Below are 22,956 nucleotides of genomic sequence, written 5' to 3'. Positions count from 1 at the left end.
ATAGGCAGAGGTGACGGGTTCAGGACAAGAGGTTTCTGAGAGAATTGTGAGAAACGTGATGATGCCGTGCCATCGGTCGGCCCGGCCGGCCGCCCCGTGCCGCCGCGCGCCGTCCGCCGGGGCCGCCGCCGCGCCATGGGCGGTCCCGAGCAGCACGAAGGCCCCGCCGCAACGCGACGGGGCCTTCTGCACATGGGATGAGTGGAGATGGCGGGAATCGAACCCGCGTCCAACGGTGCGGAACCAGGGCTTCTCCGTGTGCAGTTCGCTGCGATTTTCTCGGCCCCGGCGATCACGCGAACAAGTCGCCGACGGGCCCAGTCACTGTTTGATTTCCCTCTTCACCCCGTGACCGGGATCAAGGTTTAGTCCCCTAGCTGATGCCAGGAACCGGGTCGGGAACGAGCCCGGGCTGACACTCCCATGAAGGAGCTAAACGATCACTACCTGATCAGGCAGCGAGAGCGTAGAGCTCGGGAGAATCGCTCTTGGAATTGGCGATTATTTTTTTCGGCCTGTGGTTTACGAGATCATGGCCGCTTTCTCGACACGCTTCCCCTGCTTCGACAGCCGCTGTCGAAACCGATCATCCCCATGTTGATTTTTCAAACCCTCCGGAGAGGGAGTCGCACCCTCTGTGGAGTGCGCTGCCATCGTACGTGACCAACGCCTGCGGATGCCACTGTATTCCGGCTGGCTAGACGCCCCGCTGCCGCCGCTTGGCCGCCGCGATCGCGCGGTCCGTCTCCCGGCGGTCCTGCTGCTCACGCAGGGTCTGCCGCTTGTCGTACTCCTTCTTGCCGCGCGCCAGCGCGATCTCGGCCTTCGCCCGGCCGTCCTTGAAGTACAGGGCGAGCGGCACGATGGTGTGCCCGGTCTCCTCGGACGTCACCGCCAGCTTGTCGATCTCCGCGCGGTGCAGCAGCAGCTTGCGCTTGCGGCGCGCCGAGTGGTTGGTCCAGCTGCCCTGGCTGTACTCGGGGATGTGGGCGTTGTGCAGCCACGCCTCACCGCCGTCGATCTGGACGAAGCCGTCGGTCAGCGAGGTCCGCCCCTGGCGCAGCGACTTGACCTCGGTGCCGGTCAGGACGATCCCGGCCTCGTAGGTGTCGATGATCGCGTAGTCGTGGCGGGCCTTCTTGTTCTGGGCGACGATCTTGCGCTTGCCGCCCTTCTCGCCGTCCTTGGCCTTGGCGGCCGTCCCGCCCTGCTTGGGCTGGGACTCCTTCGGTACGTACATTCCCTTGCTCATAGTGCCGCCATTTTCGCACCCGGAGGGGGCCGGAGGGAAAGCCGATTACGCGGGGACGGCGGACGCGTTCACGAGGGGTCGCCGAGGCCGCCGAGCACCGTCTCGGCCCGTTCCAGGGCCCCGTGGGTGACCTCCAGGTCGGGGGTGATGCCGGTGCCGTCGACCGCGCGGCCGGACGGGGTGCGGTAGTGGCCCACGGTCAGCTCGGCGACCGAGCCGTCGGGCAGCTCGCTCGGCATCTGCACCGAGCCCTTGCCGAAGGTGCGCGAGCCCACGACGACCGCGCGGCCGCGGTCCTGGAGGGCGCCGGTGAGCAGTTCGGCCGCGCTCATGGTGCCGCCGTCGACGAGGGCGACGAGGGGGCGGTCGGTGTCGCCACCGGGATCGGCGTGCAGGGCGCGCTGGTCGCCGTCCACGTCATAGGTGGCGACGAGACCGCCGTCGAGGAAGACGGAGGCGGTGGCGGTGGCCTCGGCGACCAGCCCGCCGGAGTTGCCGCGCAGGTCCAGGACGATCCCGGCGCCGGCGGGGGCCGCCCGGACGGCGGAGCGGACGGCGTCGCCGACGCCCTTGGTGAACGCGGAGATCCTGATGACGACGGCGCCGCCGGTGGCGTGGCGGACGGTGACGGGGTCCGTGGAGAGCAGGACCCGGCGCAGCGTCTCGCGCCACGCGCGCGGACCGCGCTGCAGGCCCAGGGTGACGGTCGTGCCGGCGGCCGCGTCCGTGGCGTCACCGCGCAGTAAGGAGACCACCTCGGTGACCGGACGGCCGTCGACCACGTGCCCGTCGACGCTGCGCAGCCGGTCCCCGGGACGGATCCCGGCACCGGCCGCGGGCGATCCGGGCCGTACCTCGGTGACCTCGATGCGGCCCTGCGCGTCGCGTCGCGCCCACAGGCCGACGCCCGTGTAGCGGCCGTCGAGGGACTCCTCGAACTCCTCGTACTCCCCCGCGGAGTAGACGGCGGCCCAGCGGTCGCCGCTGCGGCTGACCGCGCGCTCCGCCGCCTCCATGGGGGACTTGCCGACGGCGGCGGCCTCCTGGGCCGCGCGGGTCACGTCCCGCGCGTGCCCGGCGGGCGGCACCTCACGCGTCTCGCCCGCCGCGCTCCGCCGCCCGTCGCCCGGCAGCGCCCCGGTCGCGGCGCCGGCGACGAGCACGCTCGCGAACACCAATGTCAGGGCGGCCCCGCGGCCGAAACGGCGGGGCTGACAGAACAGGTCGCGGCCTGACATGGCGGTGAGTCTAGGGGAACGCGAAGAGCCGTATGCGCCCATGACCGTACGACTCTCGTGGCATGCGTCACCGCCGCAGCCGACGTCGGGCAGACGGAATCGGACAGTGCCGTCAGATCGTGATCATGATGCGATCGCCGTGAGGACTTCCGACCGAAGTTCCTTGCCAAGACGCCCATGGCGCGCAAGGCCGCGGACGCCGCGATCGGAGCGGCGAAACAGGCCCTGATCGAGATGGGCCGCAAGCACGAGCGGGACGTACGCCTGGTACATCCCGCTCACACGACCATGGACTGCGGAAGGTGCGGAGCGGGAACCAACCACGCCCTCCCGCTGTCGGAACGTACCTATCACTGCATCGCGTGCGGGCACATGTCCTCCCGGGACAAGAACTCCGCCCGTGTGATGCTCCTCCGGGCAGGTCTGGACCCGGCTGGTGTCGAGGGCGCAAGACCTCCTGGAGCGTCGCTCCAGGAGGCTGCCTGAGCCAGGAATCCCCTCCCGTCGGGAAGGGGAGCGGTCAAACCTTGAGGTACTTGCGCAACGCGAAGAACGCCGCCAACGCCGGCATCAGCAGGCTGGTCGCGAGGATCAGGGGAAGCTTCGTCAGGACCGCGTCCCAGCCGATGAAGTTGATCAGGTTCAGCTTCTCCGACAGGGCCAGGCCGTGGTCGATGATGAAGTACCGGGCGATCACCAGGAAGCCGCAGGCGACCGTGCCGCCGATCAGCCCGGCGACCGCGGCCTCGGCGATGAACGGGGCCTGGATGTAGAAGCCGGAGGCGCCGACGAGGCGCATGATCCCGGTCTCCCGGCGGCGGCTGAACGCCGAGACCCGCACCGTGTTGACGATCAGCATCAGCGCGACCACCAGCATCAGCGCCATCACCGCGCGCGCGGCCCAGTTCATGCCGTTGAGGAGCCCGAAGAGGTTGTCCAGGATGCCCTTCTGGTCCTGCACCGACTGCACGCCGTCCCGGCCGTCGAAGGCGGTCGCGATGACCTGGTACTTCTCCGGGTCCTTCAGCTTGATCCGGTACGACTCCTGCATCTGGTCCGGGGTGAGGGAGGCGGCCAGCGGCGAGTCGCCGAACTGTTCCTTGTAGTGCTTGTACGCGTCGTCCTGCGACTCGTACGTCACCTTCTCCACCACCGACATCTTGCCGAGGTCGGTCTTGATCTGCTTCTTCTGGTCGTCGGTCACCGCGCCCTTGGCGCAGTTGGGGTCCGACTCGGCGTCACTCTTGTTGCAGAGGAAGATCGAGACGTTGACCTTGTCGTACCAGTAGCCCTTCATGGTGCTGACCTGGTCGCTCATCAGCAGCGACCCGCCGAACAGCGCGAGCGACAGGGCCACGGACACGATGACGGCGAAGGTCATCGTCAGATTGCGACGGAGACCGACACCGATCTCGGAGAGTACGAACTGGGCACGCATGGCGTGTACTTGAGGCCTTTCCGGGAACGTCTGCGGGGGCGGTCAGTGCTGGTAGCCGTAGACGCCGCGCGCCTGGTCACGGACGAGGCGGCCCTTTTCCAGCTCGATGACGCGCTTGCGCATCTGGTCCACGATGTTCTGGTCGTGCGTGGCCATCACGACGGTCGTGCCGGTCCGGTTGATCCGGTCGAGCAGCTTCATGATGCCGACGGAGGTCTGCGGGTCGAGGTTGCCGGTCGGCTCGTCGGCGATCAGCAGCTTGGGCCGGTTGACGAAGGCTCGCGCGATGGCGACGCGCTGCTGCTCACCACCGGAGAGCTCACCGGGCCTGCGGTCCTCCTTGCCGCCGAGCCCGACCAGGTCGAGCACCTGCGGCACGGACTTGCGGATCTCGCCCTTGGACTTGCCGATGACCTCCTGCGCGAAGGCGACGTTCTCCGCCACCGTCTTGTTCGGCAGCAGCCGGAAGTCCTGGAAGACGGTCCCCAGCTGGCGGCGCATCTGCGGCACCTTCCAGTTGGAGAGCCGCGCGAGGTCCTTGCCGAGGACGTGCACCTGGCCGTGGCTGCACCGCTCCTCGCGGAGGATCAGCCGCAGGAAGGTGGACTTTCCGGAGCCGGAGGACCCCACGAGGAAGACGAATTCGCCCTTCTCCACTTCCAGGGAGACATCCCTGAGTGCGGGGTGGGTCTGCTTGGGGTAGACCTTGGAGACGTTGTCGAATCGGATCACGGGTGCACCACGGGTCGCCGGGGGTAGATGAGCGTGACCATACGCGAATAGGGCGCGCGGGCGCAGTCGCCGGGAGGGGTTGCGGCAGGCTTGTGCGTTTTTGTACGGGACTTTGTCGAGGAGTTCGTCCGGGCCCCTCTCCGGCAGGGCCGCGCGGCCCTGCCGGGAACCTGGCACAGTGGAGGGGGAACGTTCTCGGTTGCGTGAGCGTTGGGATATGTGGAACCGGTTGCAAGGAGGGCGAGGCGCATGACGTACGACCGGCTGGTGTGCGCTAACTGCGCGGCGCCCGTGAGCGAGGGCCGGTGCCCCGTGTGCCGTGCGAACCGCGAGCGGCTGCAGCAGGAGAACTTCCTTTCGGGGCTGAACCCCATGGCGCTGATCGCGCTGCTGGCGGTGCTGGTGGCGGCGGTGGCGCTGCTGGCCCACCAGACCGCGTAGCCGCCACCCCACGACGCCGACCCCATGACGCGGGAAGGGCCCGGAGCCGATCGGCTCCGGGCCCTTCCCGCGTACGTCACCTCACGTCACGCGCTGGTACGGCTACCGTCAGGCAGCGGCACCGCCACGGCCCGCGACCACGCGCGGCAGGACGCGGAAGGCGACACCGCCCGCGATCATGGTGGCGGCGCCGAGGATCAGGAAGGTGGTCTCGCCGGCACCGGTCTCGGCGAGCTCCCCGCCGCCGCCCTGGGCGGTGGTGTCGGAGGCGCTGTCCGAGGTGTCGGTCAGGGCGGAGGTGCCCTCCTCCTGGGTGGAGGTGCCGTCGGTGTCGGGGCCCCCGGTGGTGGAGCTGCCGCCGTCGGTGGAGGAACCGCTGGTGCCGGTGGAGCTGCCCGAGGTGGAGCCGGAGCCGCCGGTGGAGTCGTCGCCGGTCGTACCGGTCGTGCCGGTCGTGCCGGTCGTGCCCGTGGTACCCGTGGTGCCGGTCGTGCCGGTCGTGCCCGTGGTACCCGTGGTGCCGGTCGTGCCGGTCGTGCCGGTCGTGCCCGTGGTACCGGTCGTCCCCGTGGTACCGGTCGTGCCCGTGGTACCGGTGGTGCCCGTGGTGTCGGTGCCCGTGGTACCGGTCGTCCCGGTCGTCCCCGTGGTGTCCGTACCGGTCGTGCCGGTCGTGCCCGTGGTGTCGGTGCCCGTCGTGCCGGTCGTGCCCGTGGTGTCCGTACCGGTGGTGCCGGTCGTCCCCGTGGTGTCGGTGCCCGTCGTGCCCGTGGTGCCCGTCGTGCCCGTGGTGGTGCAGACCCCGATCGGGTCGCACGGGTCGGGATCCGTCCGCGTGCCGGCCACGGCGTCCTCGGCCGTGGAGACGAGGTTGCTGTCGCCGTCTCCGGTTGCCGAGGCGACCCCCGCCACGGTCAGGGAGGCGCCCGCGGCGATCACGGCGCCGGCCGCGAGCCGCGCGACCCGGATCCGCGTCTTCTTTGTCATATAGCTGCTACCCCCAGTAGCTGAATCGTCGATGAGGGCGCGCTCGGGGCGGTGATCGACGGGGGTAGCTGAACTACTGGCTCAAACCCCCCGGTTCACATGCGCCCCGAAGATACGCATGCCACACTGCACCCTCCCGATTTTTCATATCAACGTCAAGGTCGTTGCGGGCGCAATGTCCAAGTCGGGAGTCTTTGACCGAGGTTGAAGCCGTGATTGTGACGTAAAAGGCAAGACGAAAGGCAACCGCCCTTGATTCAGGGGCGGTTGCCTTGTCGACAAAACTACTTCTCCTGCTGCTTGCGCCAGCGAATTCCCGCTTCCAGGAACCCGTCGAGCTCACCGTTGAAGACGGCCTCGGGGTTGCCGACCTCGAAGTCGGTGCGCAGGTCCTTGACCATCTGGTACGGGTGCAGGACGTAGGACCGCATCTGGTTGCCCCAGGAGTTGCCGCCGTCGCCCTTCAGGGCGTCCATCTTGGCCTGCTCCTCCTGCCGGCGCCGCTCGAGGAGCTTGGCCTGGAGGACGTTCATCGCGGTCGCCTTGTTCTGGATCTGCGAGCGCTCGTTCTGGCAGGAGACGACGATGCCGGTGGGCAGGTGAGTGAGGCGCACCGCGGAGTCGGTGGTGTTCACGCCCTGGCCGCCGGGACCGGAGGACCGGTAGACGTCCACGCGGAGTTCGGACTCGTCGATCTCGATGTGGTCGGTCTGCTCGACCACGGGGAGGACCTCGACACCCGCGAAGGAGGTCTGACGGCGCCCCTGGTTGTCGTAGGGCGAGATGCGCACCAGCCGGTGGGTGCCCTGCTCCACCGAGAGGGTTCCGTAGGCGTACGGCACCTGCACGGCGAAGGTGGTCGACTTGATGCCGGCCTCTTCCGCGTACGAGGTCTCGTAGATCTCGGTCTTGTAGCCGTGCTGCTCCGCCCAGCGCAGGTACATGCGCTGGAGCTTCTCGGCGAAGTCGGCGGCGTCCACGCCACCGGCCTCAGCGCGGATGTTCACGAGCGCCTCGCGGGAGTCGTACTCCCCGCTGAGCAGCGTCCGCACCTCCATCTCGTCCAGCGCCTTGCGGACGGCGGCGAGCTCGGACTCGGCCTCGGCACGGGTGTCCGGGTCGTCCTCCTCCTCGGCCATCTCGAAGAGCACGGCGAGATCATCGATCCGCCCGCGGAGGGCTTCGGCCTTCCGGACCTCCGCCTGCAGGTGACTCAGCTTGCTGGTGATCTTCTGCGCCTCGTCCGGGTTGTCCCACAGGGACGGCGCGGCCGCCTGCTCCTCGAGCACGGCGATGTCTGCCCTCAGCTTGTCGAGGTCCAGAACGGCCTCGATCGACTCCATGGTCGAGGAGAGGGACTTGAGCTCTTCGGATACATCGACGACTGCCACGCCTCCAGCGTAACGGACCCGCCATCCGCTCCCCTCCGGCGCCGGTCGCGGTCCCCGGGACTACGGCGCCGACGGGGCGGAGGTGCCGGTGTCCTGCGGGGAGGCGCCCGCGTCGTCGCCCGAGGTCGCCGCCCAGGTGCCGACGCCCACCGCCGCGACCAGCGCGACCGCCGCCGCGCCCAGGGTGATCCGGCGGCGCCGGGTGACCGCCCGGTTCCGCGCGGAGCCGGGGCGGGGTGCCCCCGCGGCCCTGGGCACCCGTGCCGTCCCGTGCGCCCCGCCCGCCAGTTCGTCGGGCGCGGGCACCCGCATCGAGGTGTGGGTGTCCCGGTTGGAGTCCGGCTTGGCCCCCGGAACGAGCGGCACCGACCCCCGCCGTACCCGGCCGGAGGGCGCCGCGGGGGCGGGCGCGGCCGGGTCCGCGGGCTCGCCGCCCTCGGCCGTCGGCTCGGTGTCCGGCTCGTCCACGTCGAGCGGCGGCATCCCGGCCAGGGTGGGCAGCTGCTCCCGCAGCCGCGCCGCCAGCTCGGACGCCCGCAGCCGTGAGGCCGGCCCCTTCGCCAGGCACTGCACGATCAGCTGCCACAGCTCGTCGGAAATGCCGGGGAGCGGCGCGACCGATTCCGTGACATGGCGCCGCAGCACGGCCCCCGGATGCCCCCCGCCGAACGGGGTGAACCCGGCGAGGAGCTCGTAGAGCACGGTCGCGAGGGCGTAGATGTCCACGGAGGCCCGGGGCGGCAGCCCCTCGACGATCTCCGGGGCGAGGTAGTCCGGCGTGCCGATGATCTTCGTGGCGCGGGTCCGCTTCGGGGTGTCGATCAGTTTCGCGACCCCGAAGTCGGTCAGCAGCGCGCGGTGCGAGCCGCCCGGGCCCAGCGGGCCCTGCATGTCGAGCAGGATGTTCTCGGGCTTGACGTCCCGGTGCACGACCCCGGCGGCGTGCGCCGCGGCCAGTCCCTCCGCGACGTCGGCGACGATCGCCACCGCGGCCTCGGGCGCGAGCCGGCGGTCCCGGTCGAGCCGGGTGCGCAGGTCGGTCCCCCGGACGAGGTCCATGACGAGCGCCAGGTCGTTGCCGTCGACCACCAGGTCCCGTACGGAGACGACGTTCGGGTGTTCGAGCCCGAGCAGGGCCGTGCGCTCCTGCACGAAGCGGCCCACGAGCTCCTCGTCGGAGGCGAGGTCCTCACGCAGCAGCTTGATGGCGACGGGCCCCTCGGGTCCCTCGCCCAGCCACACCGTGCCGGCGCTGCCCCGGCCCAGGATCTGGTGGGCGGTGTACCGGCTGCCGATCTTCCGTGCCAAGACTGCTCCTACCGACGCGTGTTGCCGAACAAAGTACGCGTCCTACGAGCCAACCTTCACCGCGGAGACGGAAATCACCCGCCAGATGTCGACAAGTCCACAGACTCGGCGTCAGGGCTTGCCCGGTCCGCCCGAGTCCTGGCCCAGTTCACCGACCCAGTCGGTGAACTGGCCGAACAGGTGGGTCAGCTCGCCCCACCAGCTCCGGCCCGTGCCGATCCAGTCCTGGAGCGGGCTGAACTCCCAGATGAGCCAGCCGGCCACGAAGAAGATGACGATCGTGAACAGGCAGCCCTTGAGGCAGCCGAGCCCGGGGATCTTCATCGGGTTGGCGCTGCGCTGCCTCGGCTCGCGGGGCTCGCGGGGCTGCCGCGGCTCGGGCGCGGGCCGCGGGGCCTGCCGCTGCGGCTGAGGCTGGGGAGCCGGTGCCGGGGCGTACCGCTGCGGCTGCTGCTGGGGCTGCTGCGGCGGCGCGTACTGCTGCTGGGGCTGCTGGTAGCCGTAGCCGCCGCCCTGCTGGGGCGGGTAGCCGCCCTGCTGGGGCCGCTGCGGCGGCTGCGGCTGCGGCTGCCGGGAGACCTGCCGCTGGGGGCGGCGGCGCAGCGGGTCCTCACCGGGGTCGAGGTACTGCTGGACCTGTGTCTGTTCGTTGCGGTCGCGGGCCGCCCGCAGCTGGGTCTGCCAGGGGTGCGGCTGCTCGGGCTGCTGCTGTCCGGGCCGGTGCCCGGGCACCGGCGGCAGGACGGCCGTCGGGTCGGCGCCGCCCGGGCCGCCCGTGTGCGGCAGGACGGCGGTGGGGTCGGCGGAGCCGGCGGGTCCCGCGGCGGCACCGGTGTGCGGGAGCACGCTGGTCGCGGCGTTCGGGTCGTACGCCCCCTGGGACAGGCCCGCGCCGGCGTCCGCGCCCGGCACCTGTGCGGGCGCCGGGTCCGGGGCGAGGAGGTGGACGACTCCCTCGGCGGCGGCGATCTGCATCGAGTTGGCGTGCACCCCGATGCCCTCGGCGACGATCCGCAGCCCGCGCGCGAGGTTCTGGGCGCTCGGCCGGGTCTCGGGGGTCTTGCTCAGGCAGCGCTCTATGACCGTCCACAGCGGGTCGGGGACGGTGGAGGGGCGGCGCGGTTCGGCGCTGAGGTGCTGGTGGAGCACTTCGAGCGCGGAGCCGCCGGCGAACGGCGGACGGCCGGTGACCAGTTCGTACAGCAGGATGCCGGCGCCGTAGATGTCGACCGCCGAGGTCTGCGGACGGCCCTCCGCCGACTCGGGCGCCACGTACGCGGGCGTGCCGACGAACTCGCTGGTGCGGGTCAGCCCCGGGGAGTCGGCGAGGCGGGCGATGCCGAAGTCGGTGAGCATCGGGTGCATCTGGCCGCCCTCCTGCTTCAGCAGGACGTTGGCCGGCTTCAGGTCGCGGTGGACCACGCCGTCGGTGTGGCTCGCGGCGAGCGCGTCGGCGACCTGGGCGGTCAGCAGCGCGGCCGCGACGGGCGTCAGCGGTCCGTTCTCGCGCAGATAGCGGTGCAGGTCGGGGCCGTCGACGAGGTCCATGACCAGCGCCAGCAGATCGCCCTCGACGACCAGGTCGCGGACCCGGACGATGTTCGGGTGGGTCAGGCGCAGCAGCACCGACCGCTCGCGCAGGAAGCGCATCACGACGTCGGGGTCGCTAGCGAGCTCCTCCTTGAGGACCTTGATGGCGACGGTCTCCCCGGGCTGACCGGGCACGGCCGCCTCGGCGCCCGCGGTCTCGCGCTGGCGGGCTCGCCAGACGGTGCCCGTGGCGCCGCGTCCGAGCGGCTCCTCGAGCAGGTACTTGCTGCCGACTGGCCGCACGTCACGCGCTCCCTGCTGCTTGCTTGCCTGTACTGCCTGTGTGTCCGACCCACTGTAGTGCCGGGGTCCCCGGACCGGGCTGTCCTCTTCCTGTGGGCCTTGCGCACGGTTTCCCGTGGGCCTTGCGCGCGGTTTCCCGTGGGCCTTGCGCACGGTTACGTGCTTTCTTCCCTGCCCGTTCGAAGGGAAGACGCGCGCCCCGGTCCCCCGGTTGCCGCACCCCGGCGTGACCGATCTCAACTGATCGTCGTCCGGTCGCCGGCGATCGAATGGTCAGGCACTTTTGCGGGCAGAGCCGACCAATCAAGATCACTTGCTCGCGGGCGGTGGGCGGATTGTCGGTGACAGGTGCGAGGATGCCTGCAGTACTGGCCGATGTGCTCGTGCGGGGTGGGGGGTTGTCCGCGCCCGGGCAGAAGGGACCGCTGACGGCGATGCAGATCCGGCTGACCGTCGTAGACCCGCTGGGCGCGTCCACGGAGGGGCGGGGCCGCGCCGCGAGCTGCGACGTACTGGTCACGGCGCCCGCCGGCACGGCGCTGGCCGAGGTCGCGTCCGCCCTGTCCGCCGCGGTCTCCGGGGAGAGCACGAGCGGCGCGCCCGTCGTCCTGTACGCGGGCGCGGAGCGGCTCGACGGCCGGCGCTGCACCCTGGGCGAGCCTCCCCTCATCGACGGCGCGGTCCTGGCGGTGGGCGCCCCGGCCGACCCCGAGCCGCATCCCGAGGTCGACGACGCCCCGGCGCGGCTGCACGTGGTCGCGGGCCCGGACGCCGGCGGGGTGCACCTGCTGCACGGCGGTCAGGTCCGGGTGGGCCGTTCCGCCGAGGCCGACGTCCCGCTGGACGACCCGGACGTCTCCCGGCTGCACTGCGCGGTGACCCTGACCCCCGACGGGCGCGCCACGGTCACCGACCTCGGCTCCACCAACGGCACCACCCTGGACGGCGGCCGGGTCCAGTCCCGTCCCGTCCGGCTGGCCCCCGGCGCGCTGCTCCGGGTCGGCGAGTCGGCCCTGCGGCTCGCTCCGCCCGGCGGCCCGGGAGCCCCCGTGGCCACCACCCCGGACGGCGAGGGGCACGTCCGCGTGCCGTGCGGCGCCGGTACGGCACAGGGCGCCCCGCCCTCGGCACCCGCGGCCGGGGGGCACGCGCGCGCGACACCCGGGACGCGACCGGACGGCCTCGCGGGCACCCCCGGATCCGCCCCCCTGCCCGCCCCCGCGCGCGTGCCGGGCGCGCGGACCGAGGTCCGCCAACCGTCGGCGGCCCCCGCACCGCCGCACGGCCCGACCGGCCACGCCTACGGCACGGTCGACTGGACCGGTGCCGCCGCTCGCCGGCCCGAGCGCCCCCACCCCTCGGGCGGGCCCCCCTCGGTGCCGGGCCAGGGCGGCGCCCCGCACATCGAGAGCCACCCGGCCGCCGGCGAGACACGCCGCGCGCCCTCCGCCGGGGCACCCGACGCTCCCGGTATCGACCCGCAGGCCGACACGCACGCCGGCCACGCGGGCGCGGGCTCCTTCGCCCGCCCGCACCACGGCGAGCCCCACCACGGCCGCCCGCACCACGGCGAGCCCCACGGCACCGAGCCGCAGCACGCCCCTCACGCCCCCCACCGCACCGCCCCCGACGACGACACCCCCGCCGCGTCCCGCCGCAAGGGCACCCCCCTGCGCGGCACCGACGTCCCGCCCGGCCTGCGCAAACGCGGTGGTCTCTCCGCCTGGGCGCGGAAGCTGGCCGGTGGCCGCGGCGGCTCCCAGGACACCCCCGACACCGACACCGACGCCCATGACGACGCACCGGGCGCCGTACCCCCCTCCTCGGCCGTCGCCGCGCCCGCGCCGGAGACGTGGCCGGACCCGGCGGCGCTGCTGCTGACGGCCCTGGCCCCGGGCCCCCGGCTGTGGGAGCGCGCCCCCGGTCACCCGGAGGCGCTGACGGTCCGGCTCGGCACGGCGGACCGGCCGGCGCCGGACGGCTCGGGCCTGCTGCCCGCCGTCCCGGTGACGGCGGGTCTGCGCGAGGCGGGTGCGCTGGGCCTGGCCGGACCGCGCCCGCGGCTCGCGGGGCTGGCCCGCGCGGTGCTGGCGCAGCTGGCCGCGCTGCACTCGCCGGACGTCCTGGAGATCGTCCTGATCAGCACGGACCGGGCGCGCGGCGAGCAGGAACGCGCCGCGGAGTGGGCCTGGCTCGGCTGGCTGCCCCATCTGCGGCCCGGCCACGGCCAGGACTGCCGTCTGCTGCTCGCCTACGACCACGAGCAGGCGGCGGCCCGCACCGACGAGCTGCTGCGGCGGCTGGCGGACCGGCAGCCGGACGGCGGCGCCCCGGCGCCGGCCACGGCGCACCGCCCGTCCTGGGCGCGGGCCGAGGACGGGGCGGCGTTCCCCGGCCCGTACACGGTGGTCGTCGTGGACGGCGACCCGGGCGGCGCCGACCTGCGCGAGGCGGTGACGCGGCTCGCGGTGGCGGGCCCCCGGGCCGGCATCCATGTGCTGTGTCTGGCCGAGACGTCCGCCGTGTCACCGGCCGCCCCGGTGACGCAGGCTTATGAGGCGGCCTGCGCGGCGGCACCGGCGTTCCGCGCGTGCGGGGCGGTGGCACTGCTGAGCGGGGACGTGGCGACGGCGCTGCGGCTGTTCCGGGTGGCGCCGGAGGGTGACGGCCGGTCGGGCCCGGTGGGCCAGGGCACGCTGGCCGCCGTGGACGCGGTCTCCCCCGCCTGGGCGGAGCGGTTCGCGCGCGCCCTGGCCCCGCTGCGCCCCGACGGCGGCGGCGAGCGGCACACCCGCGTGTCGGCCCCCCTGCCCCCGTCCGCGCGGCTCCTCGACGAACTGGGCCTGGCCCGGGCCACCCCGGCCTCCCTGATGGCCCGCTGGGCGGACGCGGCCGACGACACCGAGGCGCTCGGCGGCCGGGCGTGGGCCGTGCTGGGCGCGGGCCCGCGCGGTCCGGTCGCGGTGGACCTCGCCGCCGAGGGCCCGCATCTGCTGATCGAGGGCCCGTCCGGCAGCGGCCGTACGGAACTGCTGCGGGCGGTGGTGGCCTCGCTGGCCGCCGCCGAGCGCCCGGACCGGCTGAGCGTGCTGCTGCTGGACGGCGGCGACACCGTCGGCAAGGGCACCGCCGGCCAGGGCGACGGTCTGCGCGTGTGTACGGACGTACCGCATGTCACCGGTCATCTGACCGCCAACGACCCTGTCCGGATGCGGGAGTTCGCACAGTCGCTGAGCGCCGAGCTGAAGCGGCGGGCGGAGCTGCTCGGGCTCTCCGACTTCGCGGAGTGGCACACGCACCGCGAGGTGTCCGGCCGGATCGTCGCGCAGCGCACCCCGGCGCCCTCGTCCCCCGGTGCCGCCGACCTCGACACCCCGCCGAGCGCCACGATCCGGCTGCGCCCCTCGGCGGCCGCCCGCCGCCAGGAGGAGGCTCCCGCCCCGCTGCCCCGTCTGGTGGTCGTGGTCGACGACCTCGACGCGCTGGTCTCACCCGCCCTGGGCTCTCCCGGGCGCCCCGCCGCGGGTTCGGTGATGCGCGCGCTGGAGGCGGTGGCCCGCGAGGGCGACCGGCTCGGCGTGCACCTGGTGGCCGCGACGGCTCCGGACGCCCGCACGGCGGAGTCGGAACCGGCCCGCCGTTCCACCGTTCGGGTCAGCCTGGAGCCGCCGGGTTCGGGCGTCGACGAGCCCGCACCCGGCCGGGGCCGCCTCCGGGGCGCGGACGGCCGTCTCACGCCCTTCCAGGGCGGCAGGGTCACGGGCCGCATCCCCCGCACGGCGACCCTGCGCCCCACGGTGGTTCCCCTGGAGTGGCAGCGCATGGGTGACCCGCCGGCCCGCCGCCCGGTCCGCGAGCTGGGCAACGGTCCGACGGACCTGGCGCTGCTGGCGAGCGCGCTGGAGCGGGCCTCGCGCAGTCCCTCGGGGGTCTGAGAGGCCCCCCGGGCGAGAACGTGCGCCGTGCAGTCACGACGCGGTCACGATCCCCCGGTGGACGGGGCGGGCGCTCTTGCCGATCTCCGTCACCCGGCGTAGACCAGTGGTCACGGGACAGCGCTCGACGTTCGACGAGATCCGAAGAACGGGGTCGTGATGCGCAGGACGAGCCACACCATCCGGACACGCAGGACCGTGAGGACGGCCGCCGCACTGGCGGCGGGAGCCCTCGCGCTCTCGCTCACCGCGTGCGGCGGGGACGACGACAAGAGCACCGGCAACGGAAGCGGAACCGGCACCGAGGACACCGGCAGCGGAGTGAGCCTGCCGAAGCTGGACGGGACCACGCTCGAGGTGGCCGCCGTGTGGACCGGTGCGGAGCAGGCGAACTTCAAGAAGGTCCTGGCGGAGTTCGAGAAGCGCACCGGCGCGAAGGTGACCTTCGTGCCCGCGCAGGACCCGATCATCAACTTCCTCGGGTCGAAGATCGCGGGCGGTTCGCCGCCGGACGTGGCGATGCTCCCCCAGCCCGGGGCCATCAAGCAGGCGGTCGACCAGGGCTGGGCGAAGCCGCTGGGCGCCGACGCCCTGGCGGAGCTGCGGAAGAACTACGCGCAGGGCTGGCAGGACATCGGCAAGGTCGACGGCAAGCCGTACGGCGTCTACTACAAGGCCGCCAACAAGTCGCTGATCTGGTACAACGCGCCGGTCTTCGAGAACGCGGGCGCGAGCGAGCCGAAGACGTGGGACGAGTTGCTGAGCACCGCGCAGACGGTGTACGACTCCGGTGTCACGCCGTTCTCGATCGGCGGCGCCGACGGCTGGACGCTCACCGACTGGTTCGAGAACGTCTATCTGTCGCAGGCGGGCCCCGAGAAGTACGACCAGCTCGCCCAGCACAAGATCAAGTGGACGGATCCGTCGGTGACGAAGGCGCTGACCACGCTGGCGCAGATCTGGGGCAAGAAGGACTGGATCGCGGGCGGTGCGAGCGGCGCGCTCCAGACGGAGTTCCCGGCCTCGGTGACGCAGACGTTCACCGGCGGCGACCAGCCGAAGGCGGCGATGGTCTACGAGGGCGACTTCGTGCAGGTCAACATCGCGGACACCAAGGCCGAGGTGGGCACGGACGCCAAGGTGTTCCCCTTCCCGAAGGCCGGTGACACCGCGCCGGTGGTGTCCGGCGGTGACGCGGCGGTCGTCTTCAAGGACTCCAAGGGCGCGCAGGCGCTGGCGACCTTCCTGGCCTCGCCGGACGCGGCGACGATCCAGGCGAAGCTGGGCGGCTACCTCTCGCCGAACAAGAACGTCGCGATCTCCTCGTACCCGAACGAGGTCCAGCAGAAGATCGCCAAGGCGCTGATCGCGTCCGGCGACGACTTCCGCTTCGACATGTCCGACCAGGCCCCGCAGGCCTTCGGCGGCACGCCCGGCAAGGGCGAGTGGAAGGACCTCCAGGACTTCCTCAAGAACCCGACGGACGTGGCCGGCACCCAGCGCAAACTGGAGTCGGACGCGGCGGCTGCGTACGGGAACTGACCCGGCGATGCGGCGGTCCGTAACCGGCACGCGCATCACCGTGGCGGCCCTGTTCCTGCTGCCCTGCCTCGTGCTGCTGGGCGCGCTCGTGGTGTACCCCATCGGGTACTCGGTCGCGCGCAGCTTCTACGACCCGTCGGGCGACGGTTTCGTCGGCGTCGACAACTACCAGGCCCTCTTCACCGACGACGGCATCCGCACGGCCCTGAAGAACAACGTGATCTGGGTGGTGTTCGCGCCGACCGTGGCGACCGCCCTCGGTCTGGTCTTCGCGGTGCTGACCGAGCGGGTGCGCTGGGGCACGGCGTTCAAGCTGGTCGTCTTCATGCCGATGGCGATCTCCATGCTCGCCGCCGGGATCATCTTCCGGCTGGTGTACGACCAGGACCCCGACAAGGGGGTCGCGAACGCGGTGTGGGTCGGGGTGCACGACACGTTCGCCCAGGCGTCCGCGTTCCCTAAGGCCCACCCCGGCCGTGACTCGCCCCTGACGGCCGAGGGCGGCGGTTACGTCACCAGGGCGACCGTGCACACCGGCGAGACGGTCTCCCTCCCGCTGGTGGGTGTCGCGCCCGACCGGATGCCCGGCGACGCGAAGAAGGCCGCGGCGGCCGAGGCCGACCCCGCCGCGATCACCGGCACCACCTGGCAGGACTTCACCCGGGGCAAGGGCGTCGGCACCCCGGGCGCCCCGGACCCCACCGAGCTGGGCTACGCCGGGATGAGGATCGAGGCCGTGAAGGACGGCAAGGTGGTCGCGTCCACCACGGCCGCCGACGACGGCACCTTCACCCTGCCCGCCGCGGCCGACGGGGCCCGGCTGCGGCTGCCCGCGAGCAACTTCGCGGAGCCGTACAACGGCCTGGACTGGCTGGGCCCCTCGCTGGTCACGCCCGCGATCATCGGGTCGTACATCTGGATGTGGGCCGGTTTCGCGATGGTGCTGATCGCGGCCGGGCTCGCCGGGGTGCCGCGGGAACTGCTGGAGGCGGCGCGGGTCGACGGGGCCAACGAGTGGCAGGTGTTCCGCAGGGTCACCGTCCCGCTGCTCGCGCCGGTCCTCGCGGTCGTCACCGTCACCCTGATGATCAATGTGCTGAAGGTGTTCGACCTGGTGTTCATCATCGCGCCGGGCTCCTCGCAGGACGACGCGAACGTGCTGGCGCTGGAGCTGTACCGCAAGGGCTTCTCGGAGAACCAGCCCGGCATCGCCAGCGCGATCGCCGTGTTCCTGCTGCTGCTGGTGGTCCCGGTGATGTGGTTCAACGTCCGCAGGCTCAGGCGGGAGGTGCGGCGATGACGACCGCGGGCAGGTGGCTGGTCGGGAAGGTCAACAGCGGTCTGGTCCGGGGCTTCCTCCTCGTCGTCGGCCTGTTCTGGCTGGTGCCGACGATCGGTCTGCTGATCTCCTCGCTGCGCTCCCCGGAGGACCTGAGCGCCGGCGGCTGGTGGACGGTGTTCTCCGAGCCCTCCCGGCTCACCTTCGCCAGCTACCGCAAGCTCCTGGAGAACGGCGACATCACCGACTCGCTCGTCAACACGGTGCTGATCACGGTCCCGGCGACCCTGCTGGTGGTCTTCATCGGCTCGCTCGCCGGATACGCCTTCGCCTGGATGGAGTTCCCGGGTCGCGACTGGTGCTTCCTGGCCGTCGTGGGGCTGCTGGTGGTGCCGGTGCAGGTGGCGCTGATCCCGATCGCCGAACTCTTCGGCAAGCTCGGCCTGTTCGGGTCGGTCTTCGGGGTGATCCTGTTCCATGTCGGCTTCGGTCTGCCGTTCGCGGTGTTCCTGCTGCGGAACTTCTTCGCGGAGATCCCCCGCGAACTGCTGGAGGCGGCCCGGCTGGACGGGGCGGGCGAACTGCGCCTGTTCTTCCGGGTGGTGATGCCGCTGGGCGGTCCGGCGATCGCGAGCCTGGCCATCTTCCAGTTCCTGTGGGTGTGGAACGACATGCTGGTGGCGCTGGTGTTCACCGACGCCGGCAGCCAGCCCATCACGGTCGCCCTCCAGACCCAGGTGCGCCAGTTCGGCAACAACATCGACGTCCTGGCGCCCGGCGCCTTCATCTCGATGGTGATCCCGCTGGCCGTGTTCTTCGCGTTCCAGCGGCAGTTCGTGTCCGGGGTGATGGCGGGCGCCGTCAAATAACCGCCACGGGGGCGGGACGTCACGGTCCCGCCCTTCCCCGTTCACCCGCAATCCCCCGAATGCCGTACGAACCGTAACCGATTCACTCCATCGGCCGTTCCCGGGCAAGGCCCTGTCCGCGCCGACCCATGGATGTCCGTTGCCCAGGTTCAGTGTCATCGTCCCCGCGTACAAGGTTCAGGCGTATCTGCACGAGTGCCTCGAATCGGTGCTGTCCCAGTCGTGGACCGATCTCGAACTGATCGCCGTCGACGACTGCTCGCCGGACGCCTGCGGGGAGATCATCGACGAGTTCGCGGCGCGTGACCCGCGGGTGCGCGCGGTGCACCTGCCCGAGAACGCGGGTCTGGGCCGGGCCCGCAACGCCGGGATGCGCGTGGCGGTCGGCGACTACCTGCTGTTCCTGGACTCCGACGACACTCTCACCCCGGACGCGCTGCGCGCCATCGCCGACCGGCTGAAGGAGACCGGCGAGCCGGACGTCCTGGTCTACGACTACGCGCGCACCTACTGGACGGGCGAGTCCGAACGCAACAAGGTCGCCTCCGTGCTCGCCGAACAGGGCCCCACCCCGTTCCGGCTGGGGGACCGCCCGGAGCTGCTCCGGCTGCTCATGGTCGCCTGGAACAAGGCCTGCAGACGGGAGTTCGTCGACCGCGCGGGCCTGGCCTTCCCCCCGGGCTACTACGAGGACACGCCGTGGACGTACCCGGTGCTGATGTCGGCGGAGTCGATCGCCACGCTCGACCGGGTCTGTGTGCACTACCGCCAGCGCCGCCGCGGCAACATCCTGTCCACCACCAGCCGCAGGCACTTCGACGTCTTCGAGCAGTACGACCGGGTCTTCGCGTTCGTCGAGGAGCACCCCGAGCTGGCGCGCTGGCGGCCGGTGCTGTTCCGCCGCATGGTCGACCACTTCACGACGATCTTCGCCAAGCGGGACCGGCTGCCGAGCGCCGCCCGCGCCGAGTTCCTGCGCCGCGCCCGCGCCCACTACCGCCGCTACCTCACCCCCGGCACCACGATCCCGGCCCGCTCCCGGCTGCGCCACGCCCTCGTCCACCTCGGCCTGCACCGCACCTACCGGGGTCTCCAGGCGGCCATGACCCTGCGCCGCCGCACCCTGAAGCTCGCCGTGAAGCTCGCCCGCGCCCTGCGGGCCGGCCTGCTCCAGACGCACTACCGCGTCCAGCTGCGGCTGCCCCTGCGCGCCGACCGCGCGGTCTTCGGGGCGTACTGGGGGCGCGGGCACGGCTGCAACCCGGGCGCGCTGGAGGCCGCGTTCCGCACCTACGCGCCCGAGGTGCGCACCGCGTGGATCGCCCGCCCCGAGCACCGGCAGGCGGTGCCGCCGGGCCCGCGCCCCCTCACCCCCGGCACGGCCGCCTACTGGACGGCGCTGGCCCGCTCCAAGTACCTCGTCAACAACGTCAACTTCGACCGCCGCCTGGTCAAACGGCCCGGCCAGGTCTTCGTGCAGACCCAGCACGGCACCCCCCTCAAGCACATGGGCCTCGACCTCCAGGAACGCCCGGCCGCCGCCCGTGACATGGACTTCGAGGCGCTGCTGCGCGGCGTCGACACCTGGGACTACGTGCTGTCCGCCAACCGCCACACCACCCTGACCTGGGAGCGCGTCTACCCCGGCCGGTACCGGACACTGGAGTACGGCTACCCGCGCAACGACGTCTTCCAGCGGGCCACCGCGGCGGACGTGGCCCGGCTGCGCGACTCCCTCGGCATCCCCCGCGACACGGTCGCGATCCTGTACGCCCCCACCCACCGCGACCACCGGCGCACCCAGTACCCCGCCCTGGACCTGGAGCGCGTCCTGCGCCGTCTGGGGCCGCGCTTCGTCGTACTGGCCCGCCCGCACCACTGGCAGGGCTCCCTCGTCGCCCGGCGCACGCCCGGGGTCATCGACGTCGGCGACCATCCCAGTGTCGAGTCGCTCTGCCTCGCCTCGGACGCGCTGGTCACGGACTACTCGTCGATCATGTTCGACTACGCCAACCTGGACCGGCCGATCGTCGTCCACGCCCCCGACGAGGACTGGGCGGCGTACCGGGCGGCCCGCGGCGTCTACTTCGATCTGCGGGCCGTCCCGCCGGGCGTGGTGGCCCGCAGCGAGGACGAGCTGATCGACATCTTCCGCACCGGCCACTGGCACGGTTCCCGCTCGGCCCAGCTGCGGGCCGCGTTCCGCGAGCGGTTCTGCCCGTACGACGACGGGCGCGCCGCCGAGCGGGTCGTACGGAGGATCGTGCTGGGCGAGACCCAGCTGCCGCCCGTGGTGCCGCTCGCCGAGCGCCGGCCCGTGCCGTCGGCGGCGGCCTCGGGCCACCCCCCGCTCACCGCCGTACCGCAGCCTTCCGGCGCACAGCCCGTCACCGACGGCCGCTGAACACCGTTGGCCCCGACGGACACACCGGCACGGCACACCCGGCAGAGCCCCCCGCAGAGGCCCGCAGAGCCCCGACAGAGCCCCCACGGAGAAAGAGCAGCATGCCCCGCTTCAGCATCATCGTCCCGTCCCATGGGGTCGCGGGGCGGCTGTCCCTGGCGCTGGACTCCGTCCTCGCCCAGTCCTTCGGCGACTTCGAGCTGATCCCGGTCTGCGACGCGCCGGACGCCCCGGCCGGCGCCGTCGCCGCCGGGTACGCCGAGCGGGACCCCCGGGTGACGCCGGTGCACTCGCCGCCGTCGGCGGGCCTGGCCGGGGCGCGCAACACCGGGGCGCGGGCGGCGCACGGGACGTATCTGCTGTTCCTCGACGGCGACGACACCCTCGCCCCGGGCGCCCTGACGGCGCTGGACGCCCGCCTCGCCGTCACCGGTGACGTGGACGTCCTGTACACCGAGCACGAGCGGGTCCCCTGGTGGGAGGGCGAGCCCGCCAACCCGGCGGCGCCACTGCTGGCGAAGGCCCCCTCGGGCGCCTTCGGCCCGGCCGAGGCGCCCCGGATCACCGGGGTGCTGCTGCCCGCCTGGAGCGCCGCCTACCGCCGCGCCTTCCTGGAGGAGCGGCGGATCGCCTTCCCCGAGGGGCACTTCACCGACCTCGGCTTCGGCGGCCTGGTCACCCTGCACGCCGAGCGGATCGCGGTGCTGCGCTCGGTCGTCGTACGGCATCTGCTGCGCCGGCAGGGCAACCGGCTCACCCGGCCGGGCGCGCACCACACCGAGCTGCTGGACCGGATCGAGCCGGTGCTGGCTGCGGCGGCCGGACTCGGGCTGTCCGCCGCGCGGTCGGGGCCGCTGTTCGAGCAGCTCTTCGCGCTCGTCCTCAAGACGGCCGCGCACCCGCGCCGGCTGCCGGGCCGCCGGCGCCGGGCCTTCTTCCGCCGCGCGGCCCGGCTCCACCGCCGCCACCGCCCGGCCGGCTGGCGCGGACCGGGCGGGAGCCTCGGGGTGCAGCACCGGCTGCTGGCGGCGGGGGCGTACACGGCGTTCCGTGCGCTGCGCGGCGCCAACCAGCGGCTGTCGGCCGCCGCCCGGCTCCTCGCGCGCCCCCGGGGGCTGCGCACCCGCCTGTTCTACCGGCGTCAGCTCCGCCGCCCTGTCGACCCGAACCTGGCGGTGTACTGCGCCTACTGGGGCCGCGGTTACGCGTGCAGCCCGGCCGCGATCCACGCGAAGGCCGCCGAACTCGCCCCGCACATCCGCTCGGTGTTCCTCGTCGAGCCCGGCCGGGCGCACACCGTGCCGGAGGGCGTCGACCACGCCGTGATCGGCAGCCGCCGCTACTGGCAGCTCCTGGCCCGCGCCAAGTACCTGGTCAACAACGCCAACTTCGCCGAGGGCGTGGTCAAGCGGGAGGGCAGTGTGCACGTGCAGACCCAGCACGGCACCCCGCTGAAGAAGATGGGCGTCGACCAGTCGACGTACCCGGTGGTGGCGGCCGCGAGCGGCTCGTTCACCAAGCTGCTCGGGCGGGTGGACCGCTGGGACTTCAACCTCTCCTCCAACACGCACTCCACCCAGATGTGGGAGCGCGCCTTCCCGGGCCGCTACGAGCACCTGGAGTACGGCTATCCCCGCAACGACGTCCTCTACACGGCGACCGCCGAGGACGTGGCCCGCGTCCGGCGCGAGCTGGGGGTGCCCGAGGGGCGGACGGCCGTGCTGTACGCGCCGACCCACCGCGACTGGCGGACCGGCTTCGAGGGCGGCCTGGACCTGGAGGCCTTCTGCGAGGCGGCCGGCGAGGACGTCGTCGTCCTGCTGCGCGCCCACTACTTCTACGACCGGGGCGGGGCCCGGGGGACGGGCCGGGTCCTCGACGTCACCGGGCACCCCTCCTCCGAGGACGTGTGCCTGGCCGCCGACGCCCTGATCACGGACTACTCGTCGATCATGTTCGACTACGCCAACCTGGACCGGCCGATCGTCGTGTACGCCGACGACTGGGACGTCTACACCGAGACGCGCGGCGTGTACTTCGATCTGATGGCCGCGCCGCCGGGACCGGTGGCCCGTACGCCGCAGGAGCTGGCGCGGGTGTTCCGCGACGGCACGTACGCCTCGCCCGGGTCCGCGCAGCTCAGGGCCGCGTTCCGGGCCCGTTTCTGCCAGTTCGACGACGGCCGGGCCGCCGAGCGCGTGGTGCGCAGGGTGCTGCTCGGCGAGCCCCCGGAGGCGATCGAGCCCGTGCTGCCGCTCGCCGACCGCGTCCCGGCCCCCGCCGCCACCCCCGTGAGGAGCTGACCCC

The 22,956-nt window shown here is 72.6% G+C and carries 15 protein-coding genes, 1 other RNA gene and 1 pseudogene; 8 read left to right on the top strand and 9 right to left on the bottom strand.

The annotated features are described in order from the left end of the window. Positions 1–199 precede the first annotated feature (199 nt). The 3 genes from ssrA to U5640_RS27865 form a co-directional block, all read right to left on the bottom strand. Positions 200–594, bottom strand: a transfer-messenger RNA (tmRNA) gene (ssrA, locus tag U5640_RS27875). A gap of 103 nt (positions 595–697) precedes the next feature. Next, entirely contained in the window at positions 698–1,240 is a 543-nt protein-coding gene (gene smpB / locus U5640_RS27870; protein WP_340378460.1) for an SsrA-binding protein SmpB, read from the bottom strand. A gap of 80 nt (positions 1,241–1,320) precedes the next feature. Next, the gene (locus tag U5640_RS27865) at positions 1,321–2,490 is read right to left on the bottom strand and encodes a S41 family peptidase (RefSeq protein WP_340378459.1); all 1,170 of its coding nucleotides are present in this window, start codon (positions 2,488–2,490) and stop codon (positions 1,321–1,323) included. A 118-nt stretch (positions 2,491–2,608) separates the two neighbouring features. Between U5640_RS27865 and U5640_RS27860 the strand changes: the two are divergent. After that, positions 2,609–2,976, top strand: a pseudogene (locus U5640_RS27860) (zinc ribbon domain-containing protein); the annotation flags it as partial. 34 nt (positions 2,977–3,010) lie between these two features. Here the strand turns inward: U5640_RS27860 and ftsX are convergent. Both ftsX and ftsE read right to left on the bottom strand, forming a co-directional pair. Next, positions 3,011–3,928: a permease-like cell division protein FtsX gene (gene ftsX / locus U5640_RS27855; RefSeq protein WP_059203504.1), complete on the bottom strand. Its 918-nt coding sequence runs from the start codon at positions 3,926–3,928 to the stop codon at positions 3,011–3,013. A 42-nt stretch (positions 3,929–3,970) separates the two neighbouring features. After that, the gene (gene ftsE / locus U5640_RS27850) at positions 3,971–4,660 is read right to left on the bottom strand and encodes a cell division ATP-binding protein FtsE (protein WP_059203505.1); all 690 of its coding nucleotides are present in this window, start codon (positions 4,658–4,660) and stop codon (positions 3,971–3,973) included. 249 nt (positions 4,661–4,909) lie between these two features. Between ftsE and U5640_RS27845 the strand changes: the two genes are divergently transcribed. Beyond that, on the top strand, positions 4,910–5,101 hold the full coding sequence (locus U5640_RS27845) for a hypothetical protein (protein ID WP_067243640.1): 192 nt from the start codon (positions 4,910–4,912) through the stop codon (positions 5,099–5,101). A gap of 108 nt (positions 5,102–5,209) precedes the next feature. On the opposite strand, the gene U5640_RS27840 is transcribed toward U5640_RS27845, so the two are convergent. From U5640_RS27840 to U5640_RS27825, 4 genes are all read right to left on the bottom strand, one after another. Next, on the bottom strand, positions 5,210–6,088 hold the full coding sequence (locus U5640_RS27840) for a hypothetical protein (RefSeq protein WP_340378458.1): 879 nt from the start codon (positions 6,086–6,088) through the stop codon (positions 5,210–5,212). 284 nt (positions 6,089–6,372) lie between these two features. Next, positions 6,373–7,479: a peptide chain release factor 2 gene (gene prfB, locus U5640_RS27835; protein WP_340378457.1), complete on the bottom strand. Its 1,107-nt coding sequence runs from the start codon at positions 7,477–7,479 to the stop codon at positions 6,373–6,375. A gap of 60 nt (positions 7,480–7,539) precedes the next feature. Further along, the gene (locus tag U5640_RS27830; RefSeq protein WP_340378456.1) at positions 7,540–8,787 is read right to left on the bottom strand and encodes a serine/threonine-protein kinase; all 1,248 of its coding nucleotides are present in this window, start codon (positions 8,785–8,787) and stop codon (positions 7,540–7,542) included. 111 nt (positions 8,788–8,898) lie between these two features. Next, positions 8,899–10,620 (bottom strand): serine/threonine-protein kinase, encoded by a 1,722-nt coding sequence (locus U5640_RS27825; protein WP_340378455.1) that lies wholly within the window; start codon positions 10,618–10,620, stop codon positions 8,899–8,901. A gap of 434 nt (positions 10,621–11,054) precedes the next feature. Between U5640_RS27825 and U5640_RS27820 the strand changes: the two genes are divergently transcribed. From U5640_RS27820 to U5640_RS27795, 6 genes are all read left to right on the top strand, one after another. After that, on the top strand, positions 11,055–14,555 hold the full coding sequence (locus U5640_RS27820; protein ID WP_340385375.1) for an FHA domain-containing protein: 3,501 nt from the start codon (positions 11,055–11,057) through the stop codon (positions 14,553–14,555). Positions 14,556–14,714: 159 nt separating this feature from the next. After that, complete coding sequence (locus U5640_RS27815; RefSeq protein WP_340378454.1) at positions 14,715–16,097, top strand: ABC transporter substrate-binding protein; 1,383 nt, start codon at positions 14,715–14,717, stop codon at positions 16,095–16,097. Positions 16,098–16,104: 7 nt separating this feature from the next. Beyond that, positions 16,105–17,397 carry a sugar ABC transporter permease gene (locus U5640_RS27810; protein ID WP_340378453.1) on the top strand — a complete coding sequence of 431 codons (1,293 nt, stop codon included), beginning with the start codon at positions 16,105–16,107 and terminating at the stop codon, positions 17,395–17,397. After that, entirely contained in the window at positions 17,394–18,245 is an 852-nt protein-coding gene (locus tag U5640_RS27805; protein ID WP_340378452.1) for a carbohydrate ABC transporter permease, read from the top strand. Before U5640_RS27810 ends, U5640_RS27805 begins: the two co-directional genes overlap by 4 nt. Before the next feature lie 139 nt (positions 18,246–18,384). Next, positions 18,385–20,649, top strand: a complete 2,265-nt coding sequence (locus U5640_RS27800; RefSeq protein WP_340378451.1) for a bifunctional glycosyltransferase family 2 protein/CDP-glycerol:glycerophosphate glycerophosphotransferase — start codon at positions 18,385–18,387, stop codon at positions 20,647–20,649. Positions 20,650–20,750: 101 nt separating this feature from the next. Further along, entirely contained in the window at positions 20,751–22,952 is a 2,202-nt protein-coding gene (locus U5640_RS27795; protein ID WP_340378450.1) for a CDP-glycerol glycerophosphotransferase family protein, read from the top strand. Positions 22,953–22,956 lie beyond the last annotated feature (4 nt).

Origin of the sequence: Streptomyces sp. SS7, assembly GCF_037993025.1 — a bacterium.
GTDB lineage: Bacteria > Actinomycetota > Actinomycetes > Streptomycetales > Streptomycetaceae > Streptomyces.
The sequence above is the reverse complement of the archived record's forward strand: the minus strand, read 5'-3'. Positions and strand labels throughout refer to the sequence as shown.